This window comes from Alcaligenes sp. Me129 (assembly GCF_050487245.1).
Taxonomy (GTDB): Bacteria; Pseudomonadota; Gammaproteobacteria; order Burkholderiales; family Burkholderiaceae_B; genus Alcaligenes; species Alcaligenes phenolicus.
The window spans coordinates 109,569-133,695 of record NZ_JBKQGX010000005.1 but is presented as its reverse complement, the minus strand read 5'-3'; the positions used below and the strand labels follow the sequence as shown (position 1 = coordinate 133,695).

Below are 24,127 nucleotides of genomic sequence, written 5' to 3'. Positions count from 1 at the left end.
GAATGGTTATATCCCGCTCATGCAGGGCCGTTTTTCCCTGTAAGCTACGGGACGCAGCTTGGAGCTACCGGCTGCGGCTGATCGTTTCTTCTGTGTGTTTTTCTATGACAACATCTCCCTTATTACATCGTGTTGCCCTGATCGGGGCGGGCGAAGTCGCGCGTTTTTATGGTGCTGCCTTGAAGTCGGCTGGTGTGCAGGTGCCGTTTATCCTGGTGCGCCGGGAAAGTGCCGCAGCCAGCGAACTGGCGCAGCAATTGGGAGCGAAACTGTGCTTGCAGGCGGATACGGATTGGCGGAGTCTTGACGGCGTGTTGTCGGCAGTGACGGGAACACAGGCATACATAGTGGCCAAGGCCGTCATGCCGCATTTGTCTGTGGGAATGCTGTACATGGATTTGTGTACGGCCGAGCCCCAGGACATGGAGAGTATGGACGCTTTGGCGCAACAGCACGGAATCGAGCTGGCTGACCTGGCGATCATGGGCTCTGTGCCCTCTACAGGCGCTCAGACGGCTTTGTTGGCGGCAGGGCAAGGGGCAGGCAGGGCTGCGGCATTTTGGCAGGCTCAGGGCGCTTCTGTGCGTATCTTGCCGGGACAGGCGGGGGATGCAATGCGCTTGAAGCTGCTGCGCAGTTTGATGACCAAGGGGCTGGAGGCCTTGGGAATTGAAAACTTGATGCTGGCCGAGCGCATGGGTTTGCGGGCCGAGCTGTATGAAGTCCTGGAGGATTTGAATCAGCGGGGCTTGCAGGACTTTATGGAGTCCTGCCTGCGCAGCCATTTGGTGCACGGCGTGCGCCGCCGTGACGAGGTTCTGCAAGTGCGTCGTCAGCTGGAGTTGGCAGGCATTGCGCCGCGAGTGACCAATGGCGTACTGGATTTTTTTGAGCACACAGCGCAGACCGAGTCTTTGCAAAGAGCTCAGGCCGTGGGGACACAGGAGAGTCTGGAAGTGTTCTTGGAAGAGGCCCGACTGTCGTCCTCACGCTCTTAGTTGTTTGGAAGGACAGTTTGGTGCGCGTGTTTGAGTTTGCAGCAACTTCTGAGATTGGCTACCACGTTTTTCCCCGGGAAAAGGTAGAGAGCTTGTGCTTAACAAGATAAGGCAAACATACTGAAATCCAACGGATCAACGGATCAACGGATCAACGGATCAACGGATCAACGGATCAACGGATCAACGGATCAACGGGCCAACGTCCCGATATTTAGGTGTTCCAGTGTTCGGGTTTTCAGGTTTCCTGGGGCCAAAAGATTAAAAGAGGCGATTTACTCCTTTTGATGCAGAAATCAAAAAACCGGCCAGAAGCCGGTTTTTTTTAATCATACCCGCAGGCGATTTACAGCAAGAACACCGTCGCCAGTCCCAGGAACAGCAAGAAACCTAGCGAGTCCGTCGCAAAGGTCAGCAATACCGAGGAGCCCACAGCCGGGTCATTGCCAAAGCGATCACGCAGAATCGGGATCATCACGCCCAGCGCCGCGCCAATCAACATATTGCCGATCATGGCGGCCATCATCACGGCAGCAATGGCGATCGAGCCGGAGATAAACCAGGCAAAGAATGCCGTTACCGCGCTGCCACAGACACCAACCAGAAAGGTCACCAGCAGTTCGCGCTTGATCAATGGCAGGACGTTGGAACCTGTGACTCGGCCGGTGGCAATGGCACGAATGATCATGGTCATGGTCTGGTTGCCGGAGTTGCCACCAATACCGGCCACAATCGACATCAGGAAAGCCAGGATCACGATGTGGCTGACAGTGTCCTCAAAGCGCGAGGCAATAAAGGAAGCCGTTGCTGCCGTACAGAGGTTGATCAGCAGCCAGGGAGCCCGGTTGCGGATAGCCGTACGGATGGGCGAGAAAATATCGTCCTCTTGCAGACCGGCACGAGACAGGGCCTGTTCTTCCGAGTCCTCTTGCAGCACGTCCACTACTTCGTCAATGGTGACTCGGCCAATCAGGCGGCCAATATCGTCCACCACAGGAGCAGACACCAGGTCATAACGCTCAAAGGCCCCGGCCGCATCCGAGTCCGAATCCAGTGGATTCAGAGTCAGATAATCGGTGGACATGACAGAGGACACCAGGGTTTCAGGCTCGCTGACCAGCATGCGGGTCAGGGACAGCGTGCCTTGCAGTTTATCGGCCCGGTCCACCACGAAAATCTGGTCAGTGTGGTCGGGCAGTTCCTGCAAACGACGCAGGTAACGCAGGACCACTTCCAGGGTGACGTCCTCGCGTACGCGCACCATGTCAAAGTCCATGATGGCGCCCACGGTGTCTTCGGGGTAGCCCATGGCTTCGATCAGCTGTGCACGCTCCTCGTCCGTCAGGCCGCGCTGCACGGCTGCCACCACATCGGGCGGCAGGTCAGGGACCAGATCGGCAATTTCGTCGGCATCCATATTGCCGGCGGCCGCGATCAGGTCCGCGGCGTCCATGGAACGAATCAGCGATTCACGTGCCCAGTCCGCTACTTCCAGCAGCACGTCGGCGTCGTGCTCGGCATCCACCAATTGCCAGATGGCCTGGCGCTCCAGCTCGGGCAAGGACTCCAGAATGAAGGCAATGTCGGCCGGGTGCAGATCGTTCAGGATGGCCTTGATCTCGCTTTCATGCTGGCGATGGATCAAGCCCTCAAGCAGGTTGGAGCGGTCGTCGTCCTCGAACTGGCGCTGGGCCAGCGATTCCACCACTTCCTGGCGCTTGAGGATGTTTTTCAGGCGATAAAGTGCCTGCTGCGCATCCTCGGGCTCCAGGCGGCGTGGCTTGGGAGTGTCACTGGGCGAAGTAGGGGGTACCAGGTTTTCCTGCATAGGCCTGCCTGTCACGAATACTTAGAGAGGGGGCAGCGGGCGGCTGCGGCGCTCGTCATCGGTAGCCACATAGGTAAGCGTGGCTTCCGTTACCTTGACCGTTTCAAGTTGCAGGCGTTTGCGTTCTGCATACACTTCCACCGAAACCGTAATGGAGGTGCGGCCTGTTTTGATGATTTCTGTGTAGAAACTAAGCAAATCACCCACAAACACGGGCTGCTTGAAGGTGAAGGCATTCACGGAAATGGTGGCGACCCGGCCTTGGGCGCGTCGTGTTGCAGGAATCGCTCCGGCAATGTCCACCTGGGACATGATCCAGCCACCAAACACGTCACCGTGAATATTGGCGTCTGTGGGCATGGGCATGACGCGCAGGGTGGGGGCTCCGTCCGGGAGCGAAGAGATGTTGCTTGAAGTAGTCACAAATACTCCCGTATAGGAAGAAAGGGTGGTGGGACAGATGCCCGTCGCGCGGAGCGCACGCCGTCAACAATAGAACCTGCCATTGTAACGGCAAGCTTTGGCCCCGCTATGAAACATTTGTTAAAGCATTAACGGTGTTGTGCCAGCCAGTCTAGAGCCAGTTTGGCCCAGTAGCTGGCGCCAATAGGAATCAGGGCGTCGTTGAAGTCGTAGCTGCCGTTGTGCAGCATGCACGGACCCATGCCGTGGCCCTGGCTGCGATGGTCGCCATCGCCATTGCCTAGCCAGACATAGCAGCCGGGGACTTCTTGCAACATGAAGGAGAAATCTTCGGCACCCATGGAAGGGCGGATGTCTTGACGCAGCTTGTCGGGGCCAACCAGCTCCTTGATGACTTGTGCGCAAAAGGCCGCTTGCTCGGGATTATTGATGGTGGGAGGGTAGCGGCGGTCAAAGTCGAACTCGGCCTTGCAACCCTGGGCGGCACAGCTTTGCTCGCACAGTTCGCGCATGCGGGTCTCGACCAGGTCCAGGGCTTCGGTGGAGAAGGTGCGTACCGTGCCGCGCATGACTGCTTCGTTGGGAATAACGTTATCGGCAGAGCCGGCATGAATCTGGGTAATGCTCAGCACTACGGGTTCGAGGGGGTCCACATTGCGGCTGACAATGGTTTGCAGACTTTGCGCCAGTTGCACGGCCGCCATGATGGGGTCCACGCCCAGATGGGGCATGCCTCCATGGGCGCCTTTGCCTTCAATGCGAATTTCAAAGGTATTGCTGGAGGCCATCATGCCGCCTGGCAAAACCCCGAAGGTGCCGGCAGGCATGCCGGGCCAGTTATGCAGGCCAAAAACAGCTTGCATGGGGAACAGCGTGAACAAGCCATCCTTGATCATTTCGCGTGCGCCGCCAAAACCTTCTTCGGCAGGCTGAAAAATCAGATAGATGGTGCCCGCAAAATCACGGTGCTCGGACAGGTAGCGCGCTGCACCCAGCAGCATGGCGGTATGTCCATCGTGTCCACAGGCATGCATCTTGCCGTCGTGACGGCTTTTGTGTTCGAACTCGTTCAGCTCCTGCATGGGCAGGGCGTCCATATCGGCGCGTAGCCCCACGGATGGACCTTCGCCGCCCGTACCCTTAAGGATACCGACAACGCCTGTCACGCCCAGGCCACGATGTACCGGAATATCCCATTTCTCCAGCCAGGACGCGACTTGATCGGCCGTCCGGGTTTCCTCGAAAGCCAGTTCGGGGTAGGTGTGGAGATCGCGCCGGATGGCCGCAATTTCATGCGACCAGGCGGAAATGGGTTCAAACAGCTTCATGATGCGGGCTTGTCCTTGGGTTTGAACAATAAAGTAGAGTAGAGTTAACCATAAATAAACACGTATTAGGTGACAAGCCCTTGGATACTCAGCAAAAACCTTGGCTCGAGCATTATCCGGCCTCCGTGCCCCATGAGATTCAGTTAGGCGCCGAGCAGACTTTGATCGATTGTCTGGATGCCGCCATGAAAAAGCATAAGGACAGGACTGCGCTGACCTTTATGGGGCATGACATTTCCTATGAACATCTGGACCGTAGCGCGGATGCCTTCGCGGCCTGGTTGCAGGCACAGGGTCTGGAGCGTGGCAGCCGTGTGATGCTGATGCTGCCCAATGGTTTGCCCTTCCTGATTTGCCTGCTGGGCACCATGCGAGCGGGTATGGTGGGCGTCAATACCAACCCGCAATACACCGAACGCGAACTGGAGTTCCAACTGGCCGATAGCCAGGCCCAGGTCATTGTGATTCTGGAAACCTTTGCGCATGTGCTGCAGCAAGTTCCTGACAATGTGAAGCCTGCCCACGTGGTGTTGAGTACCGTGGGTGATCTGATGGGGCTCAAGGGCAGCGTGGTGAATTTCGCCGTGCGTTATTTGAAACGCATGGTGCCGTCTTATTCCTTGCCGGGTTCGCACAGTCTGGAGGCCGTGCTGGAGCAGGGCAGCAAATTGAGCCTGAGCCGTCAGCCCGCCAAACCGGATGATCTGGCGCTGTTGCAATACACGGGCGGCACAACGGGCCGTCCTAAAGGCGCCATGCTTAGCCAGCGCAATTTGATGGCAAACGTCTTGCAGGTGGAGGCCGTGGGCTTTCCCGCTTTGGGTGACTTTAAAGGCCCGGCTTACACCATGATGGTGGCCTTGCCGCTCTATCATATCTTCGCGCTGACGGTTTGCGGTCTGTTTGCCATGTATGCAGGTATGCATATGGTGCTGGTGATGAATCCGCGCGATCTCAATTCGGTTTACAAGGCCTGGAAACGCAATCCGCCTGAAGTCGTTCCAGCGGTGAATACCTTGTTCAATGCGCTGGCGAATCACGAAAAATTCCGTACCTTGCCGTTTGCGCAGCTCAAACTGTGTCTGGCCGGTGGTGCCGCCTTGCAAAAAGCCGTGGCCGAGCGTTGGCTGGCTGTGACGGGCTGCCCTTTGATTGAAGGCTATGGTCTGTCGGAAACCTCCCCGGTGGTGGCGGTGAACTCGACGGATTCACGCGATTACAGTGGCACGATTGGATTTCCCTTGCCTTCAACCGATGTGCTCTTGCTGGACGAACAGGGGCAACCGGTTGCCATGGGCGAACAAGGCGAGCTGGCCGTCAAAGGGCCGCAGGTTATGTCGGCTTACTGGAACCAGCCGGAGGAAACCGCCAATGTCTTTACGCCTAATGGTTTCTTGAAGACAGGTGATATCGGTGTCATGGATCAGCAGGGACGTATTCGTCTGGTGGATCGCAAGAAAGACATGATTCTGGTGTCGGGCTTTAACGTCTATCCGAACGAAATTGAAGACGTGGTGGCGGCGCATCCCGATGTGCTGGAAGTGGCGGCGGTGGGGGTGCCCAGCGAGCACAGTGGTGAAAGCATCAAGCTGTTCGTGGTCAAACGTAATCCGTCCTTGACTGAAGCCGATATCAAGCAATGGTGCAAAGAGCGTCTGACGGCGTACAAGCGTCCCCGCATTATTGAGTTCCGTGATGAACTGCCCAAGAGCAATGTGGGCAAGATCTTGCGTCGTGTCCTGCGGGATGAGGAAGCCAAGCCTGAAGCGCAGGCTTGATTTGGAGGTTTGGAGGACGGGGCGACTATTTAGCAAATTGCTAAACCTGGCCTGCAACCTGATCTGCATGAAAAAAGCGAGCCGTTTTAAATGGCTCGCTTTTTTATCGGGCGATGAAGATCGGAGCAGGAGGTTTGGCAACTGGCCCCGAATAAGACGTTAAGGCTTGGGTTTGGTCGGACGCTGTGTCAGCGACGGACGCACCATGCCCAGCAACTCATCGGCAATGTGGGCATTGCCTGCGTAGACGTGACCGCTGACGGGCCAGGGCTCTTCCTGATACAGGTCCTGACACACACCCTTGGCTTCACGCACCAGCAAGGTGCCAGCGGCAACGTCCCAAGGAGCCAGACCCATTTCCCAGTAACCGTCGTAACGACCGCAAGCCACCCAGGCCAGATCCAGTGCGGCAGCACCCATGCGGCGCACACCACGGCTGCCTGTAATGGAAGCGTTCAGGCTGGGCATGTATTGGTCGGAAAAAGAGAAGTCGCGGAAGGGAAAGCCTGTGGCCAATACCGAGTCCGCCAGTTTTTTCGATGAGGATGTCTGAATACGGCTGCCATTTAACCAGGCGCCCACACCGTACATGGCGGTAAACAGCTCTTCTCGATTGGGGTCGTAGACCACGGCAATGACCGGCGTGTCCTGGGCCAGAACGCCGTTATCCATTTGCGTGCCGGCCGGGGCAATCAGGGCAACTGAGACGGCATAGTGAGGAATGCCGTGCAGGAAGTTGGTCGTGCCATCCAGCGGGTCGATATACCAGGTGGGACGGCCTGTATTCACGCCGCCGCTTTCCTCGGCCACGATATCAATGTCCGGGGTGCGCTCCATCAGCACACTGATGCAGGCCTGCTCGGCTTCATGATCGGCTTGCGACACCAGATCGTTGTGCATTTTGTTGCTGATCACCAGAGAGCTACGGTCCGACGCATAGGCTTGTAAAATAGCGGCGGCGGCATGGGCTGCGGTAACAGCAGCGTCCAGGCAGGCGCTGAGCGGTAAACGTGACAATGGCATGGCAATCCGGTTTTAAAAAAGAAAAGTCTGAAGCTGAGACTTTTCATTGTACGTGTTTGTTGGTGTCAGTTTGATTAAGGCCAGTTTAAGGGGTTAGAGCGTGTGTGAGTGTTGTTATGGGCAGGAAAATTAATGGCTGCCTCTGCGTTTGAGCCCCTGGTCCCGGCCGTTCTGGAGTTCAATGAGCATGGCGTGCCCGTCAGCGCGGTGTATCAGGATAGCTATCACCCGGCAGATGGCCCTTTGGGGCAGGCACGACGGGTGTTTCTGCACGGTAATGGTCTGCCCGAGCGTTGGCGGGGGCGATCCCAATTTACGATTTGTGAAACCGGCTTTGGACTGGGGGCCAGCTTTCTGGCTACCTGGCAGGCCTGGCGTCAGGACCCGGAGCGCAGCCAGCGGCTGCATTTCGTGTCGGTTGAGGCCCATCCTTTCCGCCAGGCAGATTTGGCGATTCTGTACGCCCGCTTGCCCGAGGAGTTGCAGACCCAAGCCCAGGAACTGCTGGCAGCCTGGCCCATACTGGTGCCGGGCATACACAGGCTGGAGCTGGATAGGGGACAAGTCACACTGACCTTGGCCTTTGGGCAAGCCGAAACCATGATGCACGAGCTGCACTGCCATGCGGACGCGTTTTACCTGGATGGCTTTGCGCCCCGTGGCAATCCTTCCATGTGGTCGCGGTCGGTCCTGGGGCAACTGGTGCGTCTGGCTGCGCCGGGGGCGACAGCGGCTTCCTGGTGCTGTGCCGGGCAGGTGCGACGTGATCTGGCCTCGGTAGGTTTTGAAGTGGAAAAAGTCCCCGGTGCCGGGGGTAAGTGGTGCACCATTCGCGCTCGCTTGCGTCCCCACCTGGGACGACGCAGCAATTTGCCACCACAGCAAGGGCGGGCGGTAGTGATTGGTGCCGGTTTGGCGGGGGCGGCCTGTGCCTGGGAGTTGGCCCGCAAAGGTGTGCCCGTTCTGGTTTGTGATCCGGCACTGAGCCAGGGCCTGGATGCAACGCATCAAGGTCACCGTCTGGCTGCCATCTCCCCCGTGTTCGCCCTGGATGATGCCCCCTTGGCCCGCTTGAGCCGTAATGCTGTTCTGCATGCCTGGCAGGGCTGGAAAGACTTGCCGGAAGCGGCTCGCCCGCGTCGAGTCGGAACCTTGGTGTTTGGGCAGGCGGGCAATAGTGATGCCGAAATTCAGCAGGCGCTGGAGCGTTTGGCCTTGGACCAGGATTGGGTGCAATGGCTGGATCGTGAGCAGGGCTCGGCCTTGGCTGGGGTGCCGCTGCAAGGCGGTGGCCTGTATTTTCCGCAAGGCATGGTGGTGAATCCCGGCGCACTGGTTGCCTATCTGCTGGATCACCCCTTGATTCAATGCCTGCCAGAGCAGGTGTCCTTGCGAGCCGGCCAGGAGCCGGAAGTGTGGGAGGTCTGCAATCAGCAGGGGGAGTGCCTGGAAAGCAGCAATCGTGTAGTGATAGCTGCGGCAGCCCAAAGCCTGAGTTTGCTGCCCGACGAGTTCTTGGCCCAGCATCCCCTGCCACGGCTGGCGGCCATGCAGCGTCTGGCCGGGCAGGTGACATACTTGCCTGCCGAACAGGCTTTGACTCGTGGCGAAGTGACTTTAAGCGGTCAGGGCTATATCCTGCCTGTAGGCCCGCAGGGGCAAGTCATTGGTAGCACCTACGAACGTTTGGGTGAGGCTGCCCAGGTCAGCCGCCAGGGTCATCAGCAAAATATAGAAAAAGTTTCTGCCATGCTGGCTCATCCCGCTGTGGCGGTGGCAACACCCGAACAAGGATGGGCCGGTTGGCGCTGTGCTTTAAGTGATCATTTGCCCGTGATGGGTTTTGTGCCGGGCCCGCCCGGTTTGTTTATGGCTGCGGCTTACGGCTCACGTGGTTTGAGTTGGAGCCTGCTGGCAGCCAGTTTGTTTGCCGCTTATTGTCTGGAGGAACCCATTCCTTTGGAGCGGCGTTTGGAGCAAGCCTTAATACCTCGCTAAGGCCCTTTTTTCGAATTATTTCGGCGAAATTTGAAGCAACATTTTCCTTTGTAGCGCAAATACGTCAAAATAGTGGCCTTGTTAAGTAATCTTGAGCGTGACCCTGCGATCAGCATCGTGCCGTTCGCTCCACTCTGACGACGTGACACAATTGTTTAATCATCTGAGTTTGTTGACGACGAAACCGGCCCAGGCCGATTTCGCTTTTGTCGAAACCGATTTTGCGCTGCGCATCGAAGCTCATGCGCCGGGTGTTTTTCGTTTCCGCTGTATGCCGGCTACCCGGCTCGATAATGAAAAGCTCAGTACCCGTGCCAAAGCTTTGGGCGATATGCTGCTGGCCCGCCATGAGGCGGTCAGCGAATTTCAACTGGAAGCAGCCGATTCGGGCTGGCGGATTGAGCAGGGCGAGCTTGCCCTGCACATTCAGGCCAATCCGTGGCGCTTTGAAGTCCGGCGTGGCGAGCAACTGCTCTTGAGCAGTGGCGATCAGCCATTGACACTCGAGCAAGAGCCCAACAGTTGCTGGCAGCTGGCTCTGGCCCTGGCCGAGGAAGATGCCCTGTATGGTTTGGGCGAAACCCTGGGCGAGCTGGACCGCCGCGAGGAAACAGTCGACACCGATCGCCCGGACGACCGCAGCCTGCCTTTGCTCTGGAGCACCCAAGGCTGGGGTTTATACATCAATACCTTCGAGCGGGTTGAACATGATCTGGGTCAGCAAGATCTGGATGCGTACCGCGCTCGTGTACACGCTGCCGACCTGGATTTCTTCCTGTTCCTGGGTGATCCCAGCGAAATTATCAACCAGTACTCCGCCTTGACGGGCCGTGCTGGTCAGCCCGGTGTCACGCCTATGGGCTTGTGGCTGGATGGCGCTCAGGCGCAGGATGTAACGTCCTTGCGTGAGCTGGCCAATCAGTGCCGCGAGCAGGGCATTGCGCTGGATGTGGCCGTCTTGCCGCCACCGGAGCCTTACGATTTTCAGCAGGACAAGCCTACGCTGGAGTGGGATGCCGCCCGCATGGCTGACCCTCGCGACGCTTTCTCTGCCTTGCAGAATGATCAGTTGCAGCTGGCCGCCTGGACTCGTCCTTGCGTACTGGCGGGCACCAGCTTGTTCGAAGAGTGGGAAGATCGCGGTTGGTTGCTTATCAATGATGACGACGGCTGCGCCTATGTCTTCCCTGGCGATGAGCTAAGCGGTGGTCGCGACTACGGTTTGCTGGACCTGACCCACAAAGACGTGTTCCGCATGTGGACCGAGCGCCAGCGTCAGATGGTCGACGATGGTCTGGGTGCCGTGCTGTGCAATGCCCGTTTTGATATTCCGGATGCCATCACCAGCCGTGGTGGCGAGTCTGGCGCCCTGTTGCGTGCAATTTACCCTGTGTTGGCACGTCAGGCCCTGTTTGATGCTGTTGCCGGTCACAAGACACCGCAAGAAGGCGTGGTTGCCAGCCGCGACCTGAGCCCATCTTCCCAGCGCTTTGCCTGGCAGTTGGGCCCGCAGGTGGAAAATACCTGGGCAGGTCTGACGCAATCCTTGAAGTCCGCCTTGGCTACCGGTAATAGCGGCGTGCCTATCCAGATTCATGGCTGGGGCAATGCGGCTGCATCGACCAGCGAAATGACTCCCGAGCTGTACCTGCGCTGGTTGGCCATGTCGGTTTTCTCGGCAAACTTCAGTCTGCAAGGTATTCCTGCCTTGCGTCCTGATGCGTTTGACGAAGAAACCCAGGCTCAGGTTGCTCATTGGCTGGAGTGGCGTTTCCGTCTGGTGCCTTATGTATTGGGCATTATTGAAGACGCCGTGCGTACTGGCTTGCCGGTACAGCGTTCCATGGCTCAAAGCTTCCCGGCAGATGCCCAGGCTCGCTTGTGGGATACCCAGTATTTGTTGGGTCCTGCCTTGCTGGTGGCTCCTGTCTTGCAGCCCGGCCAGGATATCGAGGTCTACCTGCCTGAAGGCGATGCCTGGTGGGATCTGAGCACGGGCTGGCGCTATGAAGGCGGCACCATCCTGAAAATGACTGTGGGTCTGGACCGCTTGCCGGTCTTTGGCCGCGAAGGCCATATGCTGTGTCTGGGACCGGTGGTCAAGCATACATCCGAGTTCAACTCGGCTCGTTTGCTGGATGAGGTCTGGATGTTTGGCATGCCCGAGCATAGCCCGGTTGTGATGCGCAACAAGATTCGCGTCATGCAGATGCAGGGTTCCAGCTACATCAAGGGTCTGGAAGGATTGAAGATCCTGCCGTCCGAAGGGCTGGAGGTCAAACGCCGTGGTGCCGAGGTTCGTATTTCTCGTGCCCGTTAAGCGCTAGACGAGCCTGATCGTCTTTGAATGCCTCCCGGCATTGGGGTCTGACCTCAGTCTCGGGAGGCATTTTCTATTTTCAGCAGTAAATGCTCCTGGATAGATGTTCCGATTTTGTTTCTGAAACAGGGAAAAGGGCAGGGGCGGGGCCTTAGCAAGACGCTGTTTTCAGGTTTTTTAAAGAAAAACGCCTTTTTCCCAATTATTTTGCATTTAGTGCTTGACGGCTCCTTCGAATCAGGCCATAATTTCATCTTTCAGTAGGGGGTCGTTAGCTCAGTCGGTAGAGCAGCGGACTTTTAATCCGTTGGTCGCGCGTTCGAGTCGCGCACGACCCACCACTAAACTGAAACGTAGAAACAAGGCCGCTCTTAGCGGCCTTTTTCTTTGGGCGCTTGCCTTGCACAGCCAAGGTCACATCCGCGCATTGGCCGGTCGGAAATCTTGCTATACAGTGCAGCCCTCAGTATGGTTTCAATATTTCCTTGGGTTATATCTATCTGGTCATAGTCAAATTTGCTTTATGGTAAATTTCGCTTACAGCTCAGGCTTTTATAACTCGACTGACTAACTAGGCTGAGTTCATCTTGATTCGTCTTGAACACATCTCAAAAACCTATTCCTTGGCAGGCAAGACCGTTCATGCTTTGAACGACGTTTCCTTGCAGATTCACCAAGGAGAGGTCTTCGGTATTATTGGTCGCTCGGGTGCTGGGAAAAGTACGCTGATCCGCATGCTCAATCTGCTTGAGCAACCCAGTTCAGGTCAGGTCTGGGTACAGGATCAGGACATCACACGCTTTTCGGGTGCGCAGTTGCGCGCGTTCCGACAAGGCGTGGGCATGGTGTTCCAGCATTTCAACCTGCTCCATTCCCGCACGGTTCTGGATAATGTCTGTTTTCCTCTGCGCCTGGCAGGGGTGGATCGCGCCCAACGTCACGCTCGTGCTCTGGAAGTGCTGGAGCTGGTGGGCTTGAAGGACCATGCCAATAAGTATCCCCGTCAGTTGTCGGGCGGACAGCAGCAGCGCGTCGGTATTGCCCGTGCCCTGGCTAATCGGCCACAGCTTTTGCTGTGCGACGAAGCGACCTCGGCGCTGGATCCGGAAACCACCCAGTCGATCTTGCGTTTGCTGCGCGAGATCAATCAGGAGCTGGGGCTGACGATTGTCCTGATTACGCACGGCATGGATGTCATTCGCTCAGTCTGTGATCGGGTTGCCGTGATTGATGCTGGCAAGATTGTGGAGTGTGGCGAAGTGCTGGATGTGTTCCTGCACCCGCATCATCCCACTACGCAGTCCTTGCTCAGTGAAAGCGGCGTGAACGCTGACGACTGGCATGCCTTGGCAGAAGGTGTGCCCGGTAGTGTCATGCGCTTGAGCGTGCGCGGTGTGGCGACAACGGAGCCTTTGATCAGCCGCATTACCAGCCAGCTGGGGCTGAATGTCAGCATCTTGCAGGGAGCCATTGGCCGCATCAAAACCGAGCCCTACGGACAACTGGTCGTGGCCGTGCAAGGGGATGCGCAGGCTAAAGCAGGGCTGGATGCCTTGCTGACTGAATTGAATGTCCAATTTGAGGTATTGCGACCATGAACTTTAGCAACCTGGATTGGGCGCTGATTGGTGAAGCCACGATTGATACCTTGTTGATGACGGGTATTTCGCTGGGCTTTACCGCAATTATTGGTTTGCCATTAGGCGTGCTGCTGTTTCTGACCAGCCGCAAGCAGATGCTGGACAATGCCTGGATCTACCAGAGCTTGTCCCTGATCGTGAATATTTTGCGGTCCGTGCCGTTCCTGATTCTCCTGATCGTCATTATTCCTTTGACACGCATTCTGGCCGGTACGTCGTTGGGGGTGCAGGGCGCTATTCCACCCTTGGTCCTGAGCGCCGCGCCGTTTTTTGCCCGTTTGGTGGAAAACGTCCTGCGTGAACTGGACCCCGGTGTGAATGAGGCCTGCCGTGCCATGGGAGCGAACTCCCGTCAGACCGTTTTGCTGGCTTTGCTGCCTGAGGCGACGACCGGCATTGTGGCGGCCCTGATTGTGACCGCCATTGCCCTGGTGGGGTATTCGGCCATGTCCGGTGTGATCGGCGGTGGTGGCCTGGGTGACCTGGCCTTGCGCTTTGGTTATCAACGATATCAAACGGATGTCATGGTGGTGACCGTGACTATCCTGGTGGTGCTGGTGCAACTCCTGCAGGTGTTTGGAGACGCCATGGTGGCTCGCTTGAGCCGAAAATAAGTCCTGGCAGCTATCGTCATAGTCTTGCCTTTCTGAAACTGGAGTCGCTCATGTCTTTGAAGAAATTTGTTCCCGTTCTGGCCTTGTCCGTGTCGGCTCTGCTGGCCAGCGTGGCCCAAGCTGCCGAGACCCTGTCGGTTGCTGCTACCCCCGTGCCGCATGCCGAGCTGCTGGAGTTTGTGAAGCCTGCTTTGGCCAAGGAAGGTGTGAACCTGGATATCAAGGTGTTCACCGATTACGTGCAGCCCAACCAGCAAGTGGCTGACGGCCATATCGATGCCAACTTCTTCCAGCACAAACCTTACCTGGATACCTTCAATAAAGAACACAAAACCGATCTGGTGTCGGTGGCTGTGGTTCACGTTGAGCCCTTCGGTGCTTACTCCACCAAGATCAAGAGCCTGGATGAGCTGAAAGAAGGCGCGTTGGTGGCGATCCCTAACGATCCTTCCAACGGTGCCCGTGCCTTGCTGCTGCTGCAAAAAGCCGGTGTTCTGACTCTGAAAGATCCCTCCAACATTCTGGCAACCTCGCGTGATGTGGACCAGAACCCCAAGAAGCTGAAGTTCAAGGAGCTGGAAGCCGCTACCTTGCCTCGCGTTCTGGCTGATGTGGATATCGCCCTGATCAACACCAACTACGCGCTGGAAGCCGGTCTGAACCCCACCAAGGATGCTTTGGCTATCGAAGGTGCAGACTCCCCTTACGCCAACTTGATCGCTGTAGCTGCCAAGTCCAAGGATGACCCACGCGTGGCCAAGCTGATCCAGGCTCTGCATAGCGAAGACGTGAAGAAATTCATCGCTGACAAGTACAAAGGTTCTATTGTTCCTGCGTTCTGAATTTGAGTGTTGATACGACTCGCTGTATGAAAAAACCTCGGGATTTCCCGAGGTTTTTCTTTTTTTAAAACTATTAAATACAAACAGTTGTGCTGCTTCGGGTAGGATAGATCAACGCTGGGGCAGGTCATGAGCCTGCGCTGACTTGGGTAAAACATCGAACTGGCTGGTTTTGGGTCAGTCCCTACAGAGGAGTAACGGATGTTCAATAAGAAAATGAAAACCCTGATGGCCGGTTTGGCCTTGGCTTTGGCTTTGCCCGCTGGGCAGGCTCTGGCACAACAAGGCAAAGAGCTGGTGGTCGCAACCGATACGGCGTTTGTGCCTTTTGAGTTCAAGCAAAACGGTAAATACACCGGTTTTGACATCGACCTGTGGGATGCGGTCGCCAAGAAGGCCAATCTGAATTACCGCTTCCAGCCCATGGACTTCAACGGCATTATTCCGGGCCTGCAAACTCGCAATCTGGATGCTGCGCTGGCCGGGATCACCATTCGTGATGACCGCAAGCAAGTGATTGATTTCTCCGATCCTTACTACGAAAGCGGTCTGGCCATTCTGGTCAACACCGATAACTCGGCCATCAAGACTGCCTCCGATCTGGAAGGCAAGACTGTAGCGGTGAAGATCGGTACCGCCACGGTGGACTTCATGCAGCGCTCGGTACCTACTGCCAAGCTCAAGCTGTTCCCCAATATCGACAATGCCTTCCTGGAGCTGGCAACAGGCCGTGTGGACGCGGTGGTGCACGATACGCCTAACGTGCAGTACTACGCCCAGACCGGCGGTAAGGATCGTGTGAAGGTCACTGGCGCCGTGAAAAGTGGCGACTTCTACGGTATTGCCTTTCCCAAGGACAGCGAACTGGTTCCGGTCGTGAACCAGGCTTTGAAAGATATTCGTGCTGATGGCACCTACGACAAAATCTACCAGAAATGGTTTGGTAAACAGCCTGAATAAACAGGCGTAAAGCCAAGCGCATGCCAAGCGGTGATCGCGTGTCGTAACGGGATCACCGCTTTTATTTTTTGACGCTCTGTTGTGGGCGTTTATTCAAAGACAAAGGTAGCACTGTGACTTTTGAATGGGACGCTATCTGGGGGGCTTTACCCAGCCTTCTGGAAGGTACAAAAATGACGCTGCTCATTACCCTTTTGGGGTTGGTGGGTGGCGCTATATTGGGTTTTCTGACCGGGGTGATTACCACCTATATTCGGGTGCCGGTCACCTGGCGCCGAGCCGCCTTGTTCGTGTTGGGCGTGTTTGCACTGGGCTTTGCGCTCAAGGGCCTGTCCTGGCTGATGAGCAATTGGCTAAGCTTTGTGCCAGCCTGGATCTGGAGCTCCATACAGGCGCTGATCGCTCTGTCGCTATTGGGTTTTTTCAGACGCTATCTGCTGTATGTACTCTCTTTCCTGTGTCAGCTTTACGTGCTGTTCATCCGCGGCACGCCTATCGTGGTGCAGGTGATGTTCATCTACTTCGCGCTGCCCATGCTGGCCAGTATCCGAATTGACGGGCTGACCGCGGCGATCTTCACCTTGATGATCAACTCCGGGGCCTATATTTCCGAGATTGTGCGTGGTGCCTTGCAATCTGTGCCCAAGGGCCTGAAAGAGGCCGGAGAGGCCATGGGCCTGCCATTTCACAAGATCTTGCGCCACATTATTGGACCGGTGGCGTTTCGCCGCATGATTCCCGCCATGGGTAACCAGTGCATCATCAGCTTGAAGGATTCTTCGCTGTTTATTGTGATTGGGGTTGCCGAGCTGACTCGTCAGGGCCAGGAAATTATTGCGAATAACTTCCGTTCGGTGGAGATTTGGGGAGCGGTGGCGGTGATCTACCTGATCCTGACCAGCCTGATTGCCCTGATTCTGAAGTTTATTGAACACCGCATGAGGATTGTATGAGTATTGTCGAGTTCAAGAAGGTAACCAAGCGCTTTGGCGACAATATCGTGCTCGACGATATCAGTCTGAATATTGATAAAGGCGAAGTGGTTGTGGTGGTTGGCCCGTCCGGGTCGGGGAAATCCACCTTCCTGCGCTGCATCAACAAGCTGGAAGACATTCAGGCTGGCGATATCGTGGTCAATGGTTTGAGCGTCAATGGCACGCCCGCTCAGGTACGCGATTTGCGCCGGGAAGCAGGGATGGTGTTCCAGCAGTTCAATCTGTTTCCACAGATGAGCGCTTTGGAAAACGTCATGTTCGGGCCTATCCATACGCGTGGCACCAGCCGCTCTCAGGCGCGTGAGGAAGCGACGGAGTTGCTGGCCAAGGTCGGTCTGGCCGAGCGTATGAACCATTATCCTAACGAGCTGTCCGGTGGTCAGCAGCAGCGGGTCGCCATTGCTCGTGCCTTGGCGATCAAACCCAAGCTGATGCTGTTTGATGAGCCTACCTCCGCACTGGACCCGGAACTGCGTCAGGAAGTGCTCAAGGTCATGCAGTTGCTGGCTGAGGAGGGCATGACCATGGTGGTGGTGACACACGAGATGGATTTTGCGCGTCGTGTGGGTAGCCGTCTGATCTTTATTGATCAGGGCAGGGTGGCGCACGATGGCCCGCCTGCGGAGTTGCTGAGCAATCCACCTAGCCAACGTTTGAAAGACTTTTTGCAGCACGTGGCTTAAGAGTCTGGCTGGATCGTCGGCTAAAAAAAGCCCTTCAGGATTTTGGCGATGAAGCCAAGGGCCTGAAGGGCTTTCTTGTGACTATCAGCCTGTGCGTGACAGGTCAGCGCTTATCGGGAGGGCGTCACGTAGATGGTGCGCGTGGCAACGACGCGGTTCGCGCCATCCGGCTTGATGCGGATCGTGACCTGACGGGGCGTAAAGCCGGCGGGCAGCTCTGCGGAGCCATTGATGTAGGCGTAACGGCCGACGCTGACAGGCTGGCTGGGCAGGTCCACATTGCCGCTGCGACCATTGCTGTAGCGGCCAGCAGCAACCAACTCCATGGTGCCGGTGAATTCGGCGTCCTTGCCCTTGTCCTGCATTAGCAGCACAAAGTGGTTCAGTTGGCCGTCCGTAACCGAGAACTCGGCAGCGCGAATGCCAGGGGAGGTGCCGCGCGGGTCAGGAGGCATGGCATCGGCAAATAGCGCGATATCCTTTTCCAGCTTGGTGACCATGGCCTGCAGATCGCTGGTCTGTTTGCCCAGCTTGTCTTCCTTCTGGCTGACATCTTCAAGATCGCGACTGGTCTGGTTCAACTGAGCTTGCAGACGTTGCTTGTCAGCATTGGCGCTGTTGAGGTCATAGTGCAGTTGTTCCGACTGCTCCACGGTCAGGCGCGTAGGGCCATAACTTTTTTGCAAGAACAGCAGACCACCAGCACCTAGGGCAATACCTGTCAAAAGCAGGACAAACCAGCGTGGAATACGGCGTTTTCGACGGCTGGAGCCGTAGGCGGTGGGTTTGAATACGGTGCGTTTGGAGGAACCAAGCATGAGAACAGACGTTCCTGTCAGACAAGGGACTCAAAGCAAATCAAGTCCCGATTACAAAACCCATTAGCATAGACGTCATTGGGGCTACGGAGGCGGGATGGCTGGCTTTGTTGCCCTTTGTTGTGCTTGGAAACGTCTGCCAGCTAGCCTGGAAAATATCAGTTTACTGTGAGGGTGCTAACGATTCCAAGTGTTGGTTTAACTGGGCTAATCGTTCGGGGGTACCGACATCCATCCAGAAACCTTCATGCAGACTGCCCAGCACCTGCCGGCGCTCGATGGCGGCATGCAGCAGGGGGGCGGCTTTGGCAGGCTGATCTTTGGGCAGATGGGTAAAGAGTTCGGGTTTGTAGACCCCTATGCCGCTCAAGGTGGCGCTGCGGGCACCCGCAAGGGTTTTGGCACATAGGTGCAATTGTCCTTCTTGCATGCCAAAGTCGCCTTCGGGGTGGTGGGGCGGGTTGGGGGTCAGGATCAACCAGGCCTGCTCCGGGCCAGCTTGCAAACGTTCGGCCATGGCAAAGGCTTGGGCAGGATCCCAATCGGACCAGATATCGCCATTCATTAACAGGAAAGGCTGGCCCTGGAAAAAATCCAGTGCCTTGGCAATGCCACCGGCAGTTTCCAGGGCAGATGATTCAGGCGAGTAGCTCAGGCGCAGGCCCCATTGGCTGCCATCACCCAGAGTGGATTCAATCTGCTCACCCAGCCAGGCGTGGTTGATGATGACTTCTCGAAAGCCGGCTTTGGCCAGCGCGCGCAAGTGCCAGACGATGAGAGGCCGACCACCTGCCGGAATCAGGGGTTTGGGGCAGGTGTCGGTCAAGGGGCGCATGCGCTCACCTCGACCGGCCGCCAGAATCATGGCGCGCATCAGACCGTCATGCCCAAAACAGTTTGGCGACCTTCCAGGCGGTTCAGCAGGCGCAGCAAACCGTTAAAACACTCGTAGCGGCTGGCCACCTGATGTACATAGCCCAGCAGGCGGGGCATATGGTCCAGATAATGATGTTTGCCGTCACGCAGAGAGAGGCGGGCAAACACACCCAGAATGCGCAGATTGCGTTGCAGGCCCATCCATTCGTATTGCTGGTGGAACACGGCAAAGTCGGCAGGCACATCCAGGCCGGCTTCCATGGCGGCTTGCCAGTAGCGAATTGCCCAGTCCAGTTGCTGCTCTTCCGTCCAGGTAACACGCGCGTCCATCACCAGGGAGGCAATGTCATAGGTGATAGGGCCAGCCAGGGCGTCCTGGTAGTCGATAACACCGGGCTCGCTTTGGCCGGGCAGGGGCATCATCAAATTAGGGCTGTGGAAATCCCGGTGCACGAGTACAGTAGCGCTTTGCACATTGGCCTGAACCAGCTCGGCAAAGGTTTTGCGCAACATCTCCTGATCTTTTTCGCTCAGTTCGAACTGGCGATGTTTTTGGATGTACCACTCGGGGAACACCTGCAGCTCTTCCAGCAAACGCTGTTCGTTGTAGGGAGGCAAGCCCGTGGTGTCGGCTTGTTGCAATTTCACCAAGGTCAACAGCGTACTGCGGTACAGTTTGTCCAGCTCGCTTTGCGGCATGGGGTTTTTCAGCGCGGTCTGAAAATTGTCCTGACCCAGATCGCTGAGCAGCAAAAAGCCTTGTTCAGTGTCTGCTGCCAGGATTTCGGGCACGTGGATGCCCGTCGGTGCCAGCAGTTCGGTAACGTGCACAAAGGGCTTGCAGTCTTCCGTGGCCGGAGGCGCATCCATCAAAATGACGGTTCGATCCTGGGCTTGCAGGCGAAAGTAACGGCGAAAGCTGGCGTCGCTGGAGGCCGTTTGCAGGCTGTCCAGATCCAGTCCAAACCGGGACTTCAGGGTGTTCAGCCAGGTAATTGCTTGCTGCAAACGAGGGTCGGTAGCGGCAGAAATAGAAGCAGACATAAATAAAGGGAAGCAGAAGATCGTAACGGATTAGTGTTTAGCAGTGCCGCTAAACGGCAGGCTTAACTATAATACCGGGTCGCCAGGGTTTTTCGTCTCTGGTGGAACAAATGCAGGACATAAATGCAGGACACAACTGGAGGCGCAGTCTTAGTGCGAGTTGCGGCGTGGTATATCGTGTTGATGATGACAGGCATGGGGGTCGCCCAGGCTCAGTCGTCCGTGCGTCCGTCTTTAAAGACGTCCCCCGGTTTGCAAGTGCGCAAGCTCCAGGAAGAGGATATGGCCGTCTATCTGATAGGCGACCAGATGAAAACACTGGAAGATGGCACCTTGCGTCTGGAAGGCGGTGCCCAGGTCCGGCGCATTGATTCTGTCGTCAAAGGCGACCGGATCGACTATCAGGAAAAAACCGGCCAGGTGGAAGTACGTGGCAACGGCTTGATCATGCGTGATGGGGCCCTGGTGCGCAGCCCGGAGTTTGATTACAACCTGGACGCGGATACAGGGCGCATGTCGTCCCCGGAGTTCTGGCTGGGAGCCACCGGCGGTAGCGGTACCGCGACGCAGGCTGATATTCTCAGTTCCAACCATATGCGGCTATCCGATGTGAATTACTCGGGTTGTCCATGTCCTGAACCTGCCTGGTATATCCAGTCGCCCAAGGTTGATCTGTATTCCAAGGAAAACGAAGGGGTGGCGCGTAATGGCGTCTTGTACTTCAAGGGTATGCCCCTGTTGTATTCCCCTTACCTGACCTTTCCGCTCCGTAAAGAGCGCAAGTCCGGTTTCCTTTTGCCTACTTACGGCATGACGACGCGGGGTGGTGTAGACCTGAGCGTGCCGTATTACCTGAATCTGGCCCCTAATTACGACGCCACCCTGACGCCCCGCTTCATGGCTAAACGCGGCGCCATGTTGGGGGGGGAATTCCGTTATCTGGGTGACAGCTTCTCCGGAGAGTTGACCGGTAACTATCTGCCTGATGACAAGGAGCTGGGTTATAAACGCTGGCTGTTCATGGGGCAGTATCGTCAGAGCCTGCCTGCCAGTTTCTATTTGAATGCGGATATCCGCCGTGTCTCGGATGATGATTATTTCCGTGACTTCAGCAGTTTTGGATTGAACGATTCCACCATTCAGGATCTGGCCAGCACGGTGACTCTGGGTTGGGGCGGTTCCAAGTATTTCCGTTCTCATGTCAGTGCGACGCGCTATCAGACTTTGCAGGACTCCTCGTCCTGGTATCGTCAGCCGCAGTACGACAAATTGCCAGAATGGTATTTGGGCGCATCCCGTTATAACTGGGGTGGCTTTGATGTGGTCAGCGATAACTACGCGACGCGTTTCCGCATGCCCTTTTATAGTGGCAACCTGAGCGAATTCGATAATATGCGCAGTACCCGTCTGGCTCCAGATGGTACGCGTTTCTCGTCCTACACAACGGTGGCTTACCCCATCGTTCGCCCAGGTTGGTACATCACGCCCAAAGCTGGCTTGCATATGAGCCAATACCAGACAGACTGGTATGTGGGTGATCCTAATATGGCGCGTTTCGCGGACCGGGCCCGTACGCAAAGTCGTGTTTTGCCTATCCTGTCCCTGGATACCGGCATGACCTTCGAGCGTGACACCACCTTGTTTGGCAACGACTCCATTCAAACCCTGGAGCCGCGTGTTTACTATCTGTACGTGCCTTATCGCGACCAATCCTCGCTGCCCTTGTACGACACCAGTCTGGCCAGTTTCAACTTTGCCCAGGCTTTCAGCGAAAATATCTTCTCCGGTGGTTGGGACCGTATCTCCAATGCGAACCAGGTCACCGTCGGCCTGACGTCCCGCTGGCTGGATGCGGACACGGGCTTCGAGCGTCTGGTTCTGCAGGCCGCTCAGCGCTTGTATTTTGATAAGCAAACCGTAACACTGGGCGATGAAAAAGCGCGTACCAGCACTCGTTCCGATTATCTGGTCGGTGCCAGTGCGGCTTTGACCAATACGTTCTCGGTCAACTTCGATGCGCAATTCAACCCGGACGAAAAACGCCGCAACCGTCTGGCCTCCGGTATTCGTTGGCGTCCTAAACGCCTGGCAACACTGGGTTTGAACTATCGTTATGAGCGTGACCCCCGTCAGGTTGTTGATCCAAACTTTACGCCCGTTGACGAAGATCATCGTGGCAAGGAATACGTCTCCATGACTGGCCAATGGCCGTTGAGCAACAAGGTGTACGCTGTGGGACGTTACGATTACTCCATTCAGGAAAGCCGTGGCACGCAAACGGTGCTGGGGCTGGAGTATAAAGGCGACTGTTGTTGGGCGGCTCGTGTGGTGATGCAACGCTATGCGGTTTCGGCCAGGGAAACCAATAAGGCCCTGTTCTTCCAGCTGGAGCTATCCGGTTTGGGCGGAATTGGCAACGACCCTATCAAAATGCTGCGTGACCGTGTGATTGGCTATGAACCCGTCACCAATCCCGTACAGGAAAAAATGATTCATGAGAGGTATGAATAATATGCGTTTCAGCTTGAAAAACCGTACCCTGTCATTGGCTTTGATGGCCGTCATGGGGCTGGGCACGGCTCAAATGGCTCAGGCGCAGTCCAAGCCCGCTGCAGCCAAGGCGGCACCCGCTGCTTCCTCCCAATTTGTGGATGGCATTGCTGCCGTGGTCAATGACGAGGTGATTACCCTGCGTCAGGTTGATCTGGAAGCCGCACAGGTGCTGGAACAGTTAAAGCAGCAGAAAATTCCTGCTCCTGATCATGACATCTTGCGCAAACAGGTTTTGCAACGGTTGATCAATGAGCGCCTGGAGCAGCAGGAAGCTCGCGCCATGGGGATTTCAGTCGGTCCACAGCAAGTGGATGAAGGTGTGCGCATGATTGCTTCGCGCAACAATATGACCGAGGCCCAGTTGCGAGCCGAGATTGAAAAGAATGGCATTAGCTGGGAGCAGTACCGTGCCAATCTGAAGCAGGAAATCCTGCTGGATCAGTTGCGCATGCGAGCGGTCGACAGCAGCATCAATATTACGGACGCCGACATTGATATTTACCTGCGCTCTCAAGGTGGCGCAGGTTTGGGCAATTTGGGACAATCGGCGGCACAGGCGCAAAATGCACCTGTCAGTCTGGCGCAGATCCTGGTGCGTGTGCCTGAAGGCGCGAACTCCAGCGAAGAAGCGCGTTTGCGGACCAAAGCAGAAGGCCTGCTGGCCCAGGTTCGTTCCGGCGCAGACTTTGCTGGTTTGGCTGCCTCCAACTCGGATGGTCAAGAGGCCCTGAGCGGTGGTGCGTTGGGAACTCGTTCCTTGTCCGACTGGCCTGACTTATTTGCACAAGCTGTCCATAACCTGGCCCCCGGCCAGGTTTCCGACCTGATTCGCAGTGGTCAAGGCTTCCATATTCTGAAGGTGTTGGAGCGTGGCGGTGCTGCGCCTAGCAATACTTCGCCTGTGCCTAGTGCGGCATCGGCGCAGTCCGGTCCCATGATGGTGACCCAGACTCATGCTCGCCATATTCTGGTCAAGCTGTCCAAGGTTATGACTTCCGAGCAGGCTCGTCAGCGCATTGAGCAACTGCAAGTGCGTTTGCGCAATGGCGAGTCCTTCCAGGATCTGGCCAAGCGTTACTCGGAAGACAGCAGCGCACCACAAGGTGGTGATTTGGGTTGGCTCTCGCCTGGCGAGACTGTGCCTCCGTTCGAGCAAGCCATGGACAAGCTGCAACCCGGCAACGATACCGCCGTGGTGGAGTCCCAGTTTGGCTGGCACCTGATCCAGGTGATCGAGCGCCGTACCCGCAATATGGAAGGTGAGTACAAGCGCATGCAGGCCCGTCAGGCTCTGTTCCAGCAGCGTGCCGAGCCTGCCTTTGAAGATTGGCTGAACAGCCTGCGCGGCCGCGCTTACATTGATAACCGTTTGGACCCCGAGTCCAGCACCCGCCGTCGCTAAGGAT

Annotated in this window: 19 protein-coding genes and 1 tRNA gene; 13 read left to right on the top strand and 7 right to left on the bottom strand. The window is 56.5% G+C overall.

Translation table 11 applies throughout. The features are described from left to right. The first annotated feature begins 104 nt into the window (after window positions 1-104). Window positions 105-998, top strand: coding sequence for a DUF1932 domain-containing protein (locus tag ACLPGZ_RS07405; protein ID WP_239055175.1), 894 nt, complete (start codon window positions 105-107; stop codon window positions 996-998). 346 nt (window positions 999-1,344) lie between these two features. Here the strand turns inward: ACLPGZ_RS07405 and mgtE are convergent, their stop codons facing one another. The 3 genes from mgtE to ACLPGZ_RS07390 form a co-directional block, all read right to left on the bottom strand. Beyond that, window positions 1,345-2,826, bottom strand: coding sequence for a magnesium transporter (mgtE, locus tag ACLPGZ_RS07400; RefSeq protein ID WP_026485182.1), 1,482 nt, complete (start codon window positions 2,824-2,826; stop codon window positions 1,345-1,347). Window positions 2,827-2,847: 21 nt separating this feature from the next. Beyond that, window positions 2,848-3,192, bottom strand: coding sequence for an acyl-CoA thioesterase (locus ACLPGZ_RS07395; protein WP_003803527.1), 345 nt, complete (start codon window positions 3,190-3,192; stop codon window positions 2,848-2,850). Window positions 3,193-3,377: 185 nt separating this feature from the next. Next, complete coding sequence (locus ACLPGZ_RS07390; RefSeq protein ID WP_088451031.1) at window positions 3,378-4,577, bottom strand: M20 aminoacylase family protein; 1,200 nt, start codon at window positions 4,575-4,577, stop codon at window positions 3,378-3,380. An 80-nt stretch (window positions 4,578-4,657) separates the two neighbouring features. On the opposite strand from ACLPGZ_RS07390, the gene ACLPGZ_RS07385 reads away from it, so the two are divergent. Further along, a complete protein-coding gene (locus ACLPGZ_RS07385) occupies window positions 4,658-6,355 on the top strand; it encodes an AMP-binding protein (RefSeq protein WP_115634204.1) in 1,698 nt (565 codons plus the stop codon). A 159-nt stretch (window positions 6,356-6,514) separates the two neighbouring features. On the opposite strand, the gene ACLPGZ_RS07380 is transcribed toward ACLPGZ_RS07385, so the two are convergent. Then, complete coding sequence (locus ACLPGZ_RS07380) at window positions 6,515-7,378, bottom strand: inositol monophosphatase family protein (RefSeq protein WP_060185615.1); 864 nt, start codon at window positions 7,376-7,378, stop codon at window positions 6,515-6,517. A gap of 132 nt (window positions 7,379-7,510) precedes the next feature. Here ACLPGZ_RS07380 and mnmC point away from each other — a divergent pair, with 132 nt between their 5' ends. From mnmC to glnQ, 9 genes are all read left to right on the top strand, one after another. Then, window positions 7,511-9,376, top strand: a complete 1,866-nt coding sequence (mnmC, locus tag ACLPGZ_RS07375) for an FAD-dependent 5-carboxymethylaminomethyl-2-thiouridine(34) oxidoreductase MnmC (RefSeq protein ID WP_239055176.1) — start codon at window positions 7,511-7,513, stop codon at window positions 9,374-9,376. Window positions 9,377-9,527: 151 nt separating this feature from the next. Beyond that, on the top strand, window positions 9,528-11,696 hold the full coding sequence (locus ACLPGZ_RS07370) for a glycoside hydrolase family 31 protein (protein ID WP_115634325.1): 2,169 nt from the start codon (window positions 9,528-9,530) through the stop codon (window positions 11,694-11,696). Between the two features lie 265 nt (window positions 11,697-11,961). Beyond that, window positions 11,962-12,037: transfer RNA gene (locus ACLPGZ_RS07365), tRNA-Lys, on the top strand. A 246-nt stretch (window positions 12,038-12,283) separates the two neighbouring features. After that, window positions 12,284-13,294, top strand: coding sequence for a methionine ABC transporter ATP-binding protein (locus ACLPGZ_RS07360; RefSeq protein WP_009455014.1), 1,011 nt, complete (start codon window positions 12,284-12,286; stop codon window positions 13,292-13,294). Next, window positions 13,291-13,950 (top strand): methionine ABC transporter permease, encoded by a 660-nt coding sequence (locus ACLPGZ_RS07355; protein WP_022983463.1) that lies wholly within the window; start codon window positions 13,291-13,293, stop codon window positions 13,948-13,950. The genes ACLPGZ_RS07360 and ACLPGZ_RS07355 overlap by 4 nt, the downstream gene beginning before the upstream one ends. Window positions 13,951-14,000: 50 nt before the next feature. After that, the gene (locus ACLPGZ_RS07350) at window positions 14,001-14,792 is read left to right on the top strand and encodes a MetQ/NlpA family ABC transporter substrate-binding protein (RefSeq protein ID WP_009455007.1); all 792 of its coding nucleotides are present in this window, start codon (window positions 14,001-14,003) and stop codon (window positions 14,790-14,792) included. Window positions 14,793-15,020: 228 nt separating this feature from the next. Continuing rightward, the gene (gene glnH / locus ACLPGZ_RS07345) at window positions 15,021-15,752 is read left to right on the top strand and encodes a glutamine ABC transporter substrate-binding protein GlnH (protein WP_373568170.1); all 732 of its coding nucleotides are present in this window, start codon (window positions 15,021-15,023) and stop codon (window positions 15,750-15,752) included. Between the two features lie 173 nt (window positions 15,753-15,925). Next, window positions 15,926-16,705 (top strand): ABC transporter permease subunit, encoded by a 780-nt coding sequence (locus ACLPGZ_RS07340; protein ID WP_429641108.1) that lies wholly within the window; start codon window positions 15,926-15,928, stop codon window positions 16,703-16,705. Then, window positions 16,702-17,430: a glutamine ABC transporter ATP-binding protein GlnQ gene (glnQ, locus tag ACLPGZ_RS07335; RefSeq protein WP_009454997.1), complete on the top strand. Its 729-nt coding sequence runs from the start codon at window positions 16,702-16,704 to the stop codon at window positions 17,428-17,430. Before ACLPGZ_RS07340 ends, glnQ begins: the two co-directional genes overlap by 4 nt. 110 nt (window positions 17,431-17,540) lie before the next feature. On the opposite strand, the gene ACLPGZ_RS07330 is transcribed toward glnQ, so the two are convergent. The 3 genes from ACLPGZ_RS07330 to ACLPGZ_RS07320 all read right to left on the bottom strand — a co-directional run bounded on the left by ACLPGZ_RS07330 (window position 17,541) and on the right by ACLPGZ_RS07320 (window position 20,168). Further along, entirely contained in the window at window positions 17,541-18,248 is a 708-nt protein-coding gene (locus ACLPGZ_RS07330) for a hypothetical protein (RefSeq protein WP_009454993.1), read from the bottom strand. 163 nt (window positions 18,249-18,411) lie between these two features. Beyond that, a complete protein-coding gene (gene murU / locus ACLPGZ_RS07325) occupies window positions 18,412-19,122 on the bottom strand; it encodes an N-acetylmuramate alpha-1-phosphate uridylyltransferase MurU (RefSeq protein ID WP_115634202.1) in 711 nt (236 codons plus the stop codon). Beyond that, the gene (locus tag ACLPGZ_RS07320) at window positions 19,122-20,168 is read right to left on the bottom strand and encodes an aminoglycoside phosphotransferase family protein (protein ID WP_009454992.1); all 1,047 of its coding nucleotides are present in this window, start codon (window positions 20,166-20,168) and stop codon (window positions 19,122-19,124) included. The genes murU and ACLPGZ_RS07320 overlap by 1 nt, the downstream gene beginning before the upstream one ends. A 123-nt stretch (window positions 20,169-20,291) precedes the next feature. Between ACLPGZ_RS07320 and ACLPGZ_RS07315 the strand changes: the two genes are divergently transcribed. After that, window positions 20,292-22,679 carry an LPS-assembly protein LptD gene (locus tag ACLPGZ_RS07315; RefSeq protein ID WP_309544372.1) on the top strand — a complete coding sequence of 796 codons (2,388 nt, stop codon included), beginning with the start codon at window positions 20,292-20,294 and terminating at the stop codon, window positions 22,677-22,679. Continuing rightward, entirely contained in the window at window positions 22,672-24,123 is a 1,452-nt protein-coding gene (locus tag ACLPGZ_RS07310) for a peptidylprolyl isomerase (RefSeq protein ID WP_035271041.1), read from the top strand. Before ACLPGZ_RS07315 ends, ACLPGZ_RS07310 begins: the two co-directional genes overlap by 8 nt. Window positions 24,124-24,127: the final 4 nt, after the last annotated feature.